The sequence below is a fragment of the Devosia sp. ZW T5_3 genome, assembly GCF_044987315.1.
GTDB lineage: Bacteria > Pseudomonadota > Alphaproteobacteria > Rhizobiales > Devosiaceae > Devosia.
The window spans coordinates 22,103-28,102 of record NZ_JBJDRE010000029.1 but is presented as its reverse complement, the minus strand read 5'-3'; the positions used below and the strand labels follow the sequence as shown (position 1 = coordinate 28,102).

The window sequence follows — 6,000 nt, the reverse complement described above, 5'->3', positions numbered from 1 at the left end:
CCCGCCACCGGAGAAACCACCGCCTCCTCCCCCGCCACCGGAACTGAAGCCGGAGGAGCTGGCCTGGACCGGCTGGGCGGCGACCATGGCGGCCGACATGCCTGTTGCAGTCGCGCTAATAGCGTTGGAAATCTTGCCAGAAGAGAAGGTCGAGCCGCCCGAATACCAGAGGGGGCTATAGAATCCGCTGCCACCCGAGACGCCGCTGACGGCATTGCGGGCCAGTTCCGCCTCGAAATGCTCGGACCATGGTTTTTCCACGCCCAACGCAATGGCATAGGGCAGGATGCGCTCGAAGCGGTCCACGCTCATAGGCGGCTCGCCATTGATGTTGAGGCGGTTCTTTTCCGCGGTTTCGAGATACAGCTTGAAGCCATCGATCTGGTCCATGACCTTGCGGCCCTGGATGGTGGGCGCGCGCATCAGCACGGCAAAAACCACCGTGGTTAGCACGATGGAAAGCGCCGCTAAAGCGGCCGTATTGACCGAGAGCCGGCTGAAGGTTTCGAGCCCGCCGGCGAAGATGTTGAAGCCGACCACCACGATCCAGAACAACACGAAGAATTTGCGAAAGCCGCCGCCTTTCCAGAGCGTGCTGGCGACCGTGCCGAACACGCCAAGCAGGATGCCGCTGACCACGCCGACAAAGAGCCAGAGCGGTTCGAGCACGTCGAACAGCACCAAAGCGGCGAGCGCCGCGATGGCAATGACGAAGCCGAGCACGGCATAGCCGGTGTTATGGCGGAACCAGACGGAGCGGTTTTCGCTTTCGATGGCGGCGACGAATTCCCCGCGCTTTTTCTCCAGCTCGGGGCCAGTCTGCTTGTCGACCGTCACCTCGCCCTTGGATTGGAAATAGGAAAACAGCAGCTGTTCACCGACCGGCAGGGCCGCATCGGGTTCTTTGCCGGTTGTGGTCACCGAAAGGGTCTTTTTGGGATTGTCGATTTTGACCAATCCCTTGACGCCCAGATCGAAGATCGAGGCGGTCAGCGCGGTCCAGCCGGATTTTTCAAAGCCCCATTTGTGGACGTAATGGGTCAGCGCCGGGGAGAAATCCTTGGGCGGATGGAACAGCGGGATGATCGTGCCCTTGGGCGGATCGCGGCCGACCCGGTTCCAGGCGATCAGATTATAGGCCAGCACCAGCACGACACCCAGAATGGGCAGCACGATTTCGCGCAGATCGGAGAGCCAGATCAGCCAAGCATCGAGCCCGGTCGGCAGCGTCAGTATGCCCTTCTGGAACTTGACGGCAAAGCTCATGCCCTCGCCTGCGCCGAGTTCGCGATTGGTGCGGAACGTGGCCGTTGAATCCGAATTGCGGGTGATGGTCACCGCCTGTTCGGTCGAGCCCACGGCGCCGGTATAGCCGACCAGATCGGAGATCACCGCGCCCGGCGGCAGGGTCACATGCGCCACTGAATTAACGATCGGGAATATCCAGTAATTGCCGGTGGCATTCCAATAGAGCTCGTCATGATCGTCAAAGCTGCGGGCCATGCGGGTCATGGAATAAGTGATGGCATAGCGATGCTTGCCACGGGCGATGAAGCTATCGCTGTCCCCGATCCAGATGCGGACGAAATTGCCCATACGTTCGGTGCGGAAGGGTTCAGGCTGGCCGTCGCGGGTAACGGTTTGCACATCCAGATCGGAACGGATCTTGTTGCCGGATGCGGAGAGCATCACGGTGGGGATATCGCGGTAGATGCCGCGCCGGATGTCGATGCCTTCGGCCACGACATCGACGGTTTCGATGACCTGCACCGAGCCATCGACATGCAGATTTATGTCGGAGGCAAAATTGCGGATTTCCTCGCGCGCCGAGGCCGGCAGGCACAACACGAGTGCGAGCAGAAGCCATGTGGCCAGGCGGGCGAGGTAAGCCATTATCAGGTCAGTTGAATTTGACGGATGGCACGGCGCGGTCGGCTTCGTTTTCCAGCTCGAAATATTCGGCCTTCTTGAACCCGAAGGGGCCGGCGATGAAGTTTGAGGGCACGGATTCGACCATCACATTGAGATTGCGCACCGCGCCATTGTAATAGCGCCGCGCCATCTGGATTTCGTCTTCCACAGTCTGCAGGGCAGCCTGGAACTCGAGGAAGGTCGTGTTGGCCTTGAGGTCGGGATAGGCCTCGGCCGTGGCGATCAGGCGGCCAAGGGCGGAGGAAAGCTGGCCTTCGGCCTTGGCGCGTTCCTCGGGGGAGCCGGAAGCCGCTGACGTGGCGGCGGCACGTGCATTGGTGACCGCTTCGAGCGTTTCGCGCTCGTGGCCCATATAGCCCTTCACCGTTTCCATCAGATTGGGGATGAGATCGGTGCGGCGCTTGAGCTGCACGTCGATGCCCGACCAGCCCTCTTCCACCATCTGCCGGTTCTTGACCAGGCCGTTATAGATGGTGACGGCATAAACCGCCGCCATGACGATAACGGCCAGAATGATCCAGGTTGTCATGGGTGGAAAGCTCCTCGAACGCACCGCATTAGCGCGAACACTGGCACTGCCGCCAACCAAGTGCAATGGCGGCGCCTTGACTTGGCCGGGCGCCGCACTACTTTATAACGATGAGCATGACTTTGACATTCCGGCTGGAATACCCCTTCGCGGGATCGCAGCCCTAAGCATGCCTGCCGCGCCGGAGCCTGCTTAGGGGCAGGCCGATCGTATCGATCGTCAGAGCTGGCGCATATCCCAACCCCAATTTTATCGCCGCAACGGCGCGCAAAATGCGCGACGGCGGCTGCACAGGTACATACATGAATATTCAAGACTATAACGACCTCACGCCCGAAATCATCGTTGGCGAGGCCGACCACAAGCAACTCAACATCCTGGCCATGGCCGGGTTGACCCACACGCCCGACCAGTCGGACGACCTGCTCTATGAACTGGAGCGCGCTCGCGTTCTCAACGATGCCGAAGTTCCCAGCGACATCGTCCGCATGGGCTCCTCCGTGCATTACCGCACCGATAACGGCCAGGAGCATATGATGACGCTGGTTTATCCAGTCGATGCCGATATCGCGACAGGCCGCATCTCGATCATGACCCCGGTCGGCACCGCGCTGATCGGCCTTCGGGTCGGCCAATCCATCAGCTGGCGCAGCCGGGACAACCGGAAGCACATGCTGACGGTGTTAGCCGTACGCCAGCCGGTGGCGGCCGAGTAATTACTCGGCCCCGCCACCTGCGGTTTGGAGCCAGGCTTCGCCGCAGGATTTGGCGAGTTCGCGGATGCGCAGGATGTAGCTCTGTCGCTCCGTTACCGAAATCACGCCGCGCGCATCCAGCAGGTTGAAATTGTGCGCGGCCTTGAGCACCTGCTCGTAAGCGGGGATGGCCATGGTCTGGCGGTTGCCGCCGGCATAGCCCGTTTCGAGCACCGCACGGCATTCCTTTTCGGCGTCCGCGAAGTGGCGGAACAGCATTTCGGTGTCGGCGGCTTCGAAATTGTATTTGCTGGATTCCTGCTCGTTTTGCAGGAACACATCGGCATAGCTCACCTTGGCGTCGCCCACGCCACCATTGAAGTTGAGTTCCATAATGGAATCAACGTTCTGCAGGTAACAGGCCAGGCGCTCCAGCCCATAGGTCAATTCGCCCGCAACGGGATTGCATTCAAAGCCGGCGACCTGCTGGAAATAGGTGAACTGGCTGACTTCCATGCCGTCACACCACACTTCCCAGCCCAGGCCCCAGGCGCCCAGAGTGGGGTTTTCCCAATCGTCTTCGACAAAACGCAGATCGTGCAGAGCCGGATCGATGCCGATGGCATAGAGCGACTTGAGGTAGAGATCCTGGATATTGGCCGGCGACGGCTTCAGGATCACCTGGAACTGATAATAGTGCTGCAGGCGATTGGGGTTTTCGCCATAGCGCCCATCCTTGGGACGGCGCGAAGGCTGCGCATAGGCAGCATTCCACGGCTTGGGGCCGAGCGCGCGCAGGACGGTGGCCGTGTGCGAGGTGCCGGCGCCCATGGGCATGTCATAGGGTTGCAGGATGACACAGCCCTGCTCCGCCCAGAATTGCTGCAGCGTGAGGATCAGGCCCTGGAACGAGTTCTTAGGGTCCATGTGCGCGGGGCGGTCGGTCATATCGGAAACTATCCTATTGTCGCGCCAAACCTCTAGTTTGAGCGTCCCGAGCGGTCAACGGCGTTTGTCATCGTCCTTGCCATTGGGGCGGAAGGTGCCGTCATTGTCACGCTTGAGATCGATGACGCCGGGCTGCTGGCGTTCGCGCAGGTCGCGCTCGCGACGCAATTGCCGCGCGGCCTCGTCATCGGCCTTGAATTGGCCCTTCCAGTCGCGCCAAATCTTGCGGATTCCCAGATAGATAACGCCAAAGACCACGGCGAAGATCAGAATGCGGATGATAAAACCGGTCATGCGCTAAAGCCCAAATCGCGCCCAGATGGCGCGGTCCTCAATGGTGGCGGCGGCATCGGCTGACAGGCCTGATGCCGAAAAACCGAAACGCGGCAGGCTGAGCCAGCCGCGCTTGGGTTCGATCATTTTCAGTTCGACATCCTTGCCATAGCGGGTGTGCAGGATTTCGTGGATATCGCCGAGCGTGTCGATCAGGCCAAGCTCGATGCCGCGCAGGCCCGGCCACCATTCGCCAGTGAACAGCACGTCGTCGGCGGCCTTGAGCTTGGCGCCGCGCCGCGTCTTGACCACGTCGATGAACACTTGGTGGATGTCCAGTTCGAACTGCTTGATGCGCTCCACGTCGCCCGGCTTTTCGGGCAGGAACGGATCGAGCGTCGACTTGTTGATGCCCGCAGTATGCACGCGGCGTTCGACGCCCAGCTTTTCCAGCGCGCCGACAAAGCCGAAGCCGGCCATGATGACGCCGATGGAGCCCACAATAGAAGATGGGTCGGCAATGATCTCGTCGCCGGCCACGGCGATGAAATAGCCGCCTGAGGCAGCAGCGTCTTCGACAAAGACCAGGACAGGTTTGTTGTGCTCGTCGGCCAGATCACGGATGCGCTTGCCGATCAGCCGGCTTTGCACCGGGGAACCGCCGGGCGAATTGACGATGATAGCAATGGCCGGCGCCGACTTGATGGCAAAGGCCCGCTTGAGTAAGGGGGCGACCGTGGCGATATTGAGCCGGCCCTGGCGCTGTTCGGCGGCGATGACGCCTTGCAGGCGCACGACGGGAATAACAGGAGCGCGCCGCACGAGGCGGGATAGCCAGTTTGGGGTCGCCATTGGGTCTCCTCTAGAGCTTCGCGGCCAGATTTAGGATGGGACGGCCCCGATTACCAGTCGAGCCGGGCAATCCCACGAAAGATTGCGTCGAACTCTGGCCGGAAGGATCGCCCTTCGGCATCGTGCAGGGCGCGGCTGGCCAGCATGCGCAGCGGGGCGCGTGAGCCTTTGATGCCGCGCAGCAAGACGCGATTGACCGGAGTGTCGGGACGCGGCGCCAGCGGCAGGATGGTCAGGCCGCCGAATCTCTGGCTGAAGGCGACGAGCAGGGGCGCCAGGCTCTCGACTGGGTAGATGAAAATAACTTCGCCATTGGCAGCGGCCGAGCTTGCCGCGGTGCGGACCCATAGCTCGAGGGCCGCTGCATCCATGTGGCGGGCGGCGGCGCGGTCGCCGGTGGCGGCAAGTGTGCCGGCGCCGGATTCGAAAAAGGGCGGGTTGGCGATGACGGCATCATAGTGATTTTCGAGCAGGCCCGCGGCTTTGCGGTCGGCGCCCTTGGCAGTGACGTCGGCCTCAATGATTTCGGCATGTCCAGCAAAGCCATTGGCCACTGCATTGTCGCGGGCCAGCGCGGCCATGTCGGGATTTTGCTCGACCAAAGTTGCACGGCAGGCGGGGGCATGGGCCAGTGCCACGAAGGCGGCCGTGCCGACACCGCTGCCCAGATCAAGCAGGCGTTCGCCCCCTTCGGAGACCGCTGCGCCGAGCAGTACGCTGTCCAATCCCGCACGGAACCCCTGCCGGGGCTGCGACAGAGTGATCCTGCCA

7 protein-coding genes are annotated in these 6,000 nt (G+C 61.6%); 1 reads left to right on the top strand and 6 read right to left on the bottom strand.

Going from position 1 to position 6,000, the window contains the following annotated elements:
• Window positions 1-1,893: DUF2207 domain-containing protein (locus ACI3KW_RS22705; RefSeq protein ID WP_404849972.1), on the bottom strand; the 1,893-nt coding region annotated here is incomplete at its 3' end.
• A 7-nt stretch (window positions 1,894-1,900) separates the two neighbouring features.
• A complete protein-coding gene (locus ACI3KW_RS22700; protein WP_404849971.1) occupies window positions 1,901-2,461 on the bottom strand; it encodes a LemA family protein in 561 nt (186 codons plus the stop codon).
• Window positions 2,462-2,763: 302 nt separating this feature from the next.
• On the opposite strand from ACI3KW_RS22700, the gene rnk reads away from it, so the two are divergent.
• Complete coding sequence (gene rnk, locus ACI3KW_RS22695) at window positions 2,764-3,177, top strand: nucleoside diphosphate kinase regulator (RefSeq protein ID WP_404849970.1); 414 nt, start codon at window positions 2,764-2,766, stop codon at window positions 3,175-3,177.
• Here rnk and ACI3KW_RS22690 read toward each other — a convergent pair whose 3' ends face one another.
• The 4 genes from ACI3KW_RS22690 to ACI3KW_RS22675 are packed head-to-tail and all read right to left on the bottom strand — an operon-like array spanning window position 3,178 to window position 5,954.
• Window positions 3,178-4,104, bottom strand: coding sequence for a glycine--tRNA ligase subunit alpha (locus ACI3KW_RS22690; RefSeq protein ID WP_404849969.1), 927 nt, complete (start codon window positions 4,102-4,104; stop codon window positions 3,178-3,180). It abuts the gene before it with no gap.
• Between the two features lie 54 nt (window positions 4,105-4,158).
• The gene (locus ACI3KW_RS22685; protein ID WP_404849968.1) at window positions 4,159-4,398 is read right to left on the bottom strand and encodes a hypothetical protein; all 240 of its coding nucleotides are present in this window, start codon (window positions 4,396-4,398) and stop codon (window positions 4,159-4,161) included.
• 3 nt (window positions 4,399-4,401) lie between these two features.
• A complete protein-coding gene (locus tag ACI3KW_RS22680) occupies window positions 4,402-5,229 on the bottom strand; it encodes a S49 family peptidase (RefSeq protein ID WP_404849967.1) in 828 nt (275 codons plus the stop codon).
• Between the two features lie 50 nt (window positions 5,230-5,279).
• Window positions 5,280-5,954, bottom strand: coding sequence for a tRNA1(Val) (adenine(37)-N6)-methyltransferase (locus ACI3KW_RS22675; RefSeq protein WP_404849966.1), 675 nt, complete (start codon window positions 5,952-5,954; stop codon window positions 5,280-5,282).
• Window positions 5,955-6,000: the final 46 nt, after the last annotated feature.

Bases quoted from the DNA above. Each gene is read 5' to 3' on its own strand.
- ACI3KW_RS22700 (WP_404849971.1), bottom strand. From the start codon at position 2,461: ATGACAACCTGGATCATTCTGGCCGTTATCGTCATGGCGGCGGTTTAT.
- rnk (WP_404849970.1), top strand. From the start codon at position 2,764: ATGAATATTCAAGACTATAACGACCTCACGCCCGAAATCATCGTTGGC.
- ACI3KW_RS22690 (WP_404849969.1), bottom strand. From the start codon at position 4,104: ATGACCGACCGCCCCGCGCACATGGACCCTAAGAACTCGTTCCAGGGC.
- ACI3KW_RS22685 (WP_404849968.1), bottom strand. From the start codon at position 4,398: ATGACCGGTTTTATCATCCGCATTCTGATCTTCGCCGTGGTCTTTGGC.
- ACI3KW_RS22680 (WP_404849967.1), bottom strand. From the start codon at position 5,229: ATGGCGACCCCAAACTGGCTATCCCGCCTCGTGCGGCGCGCTCCTGTT.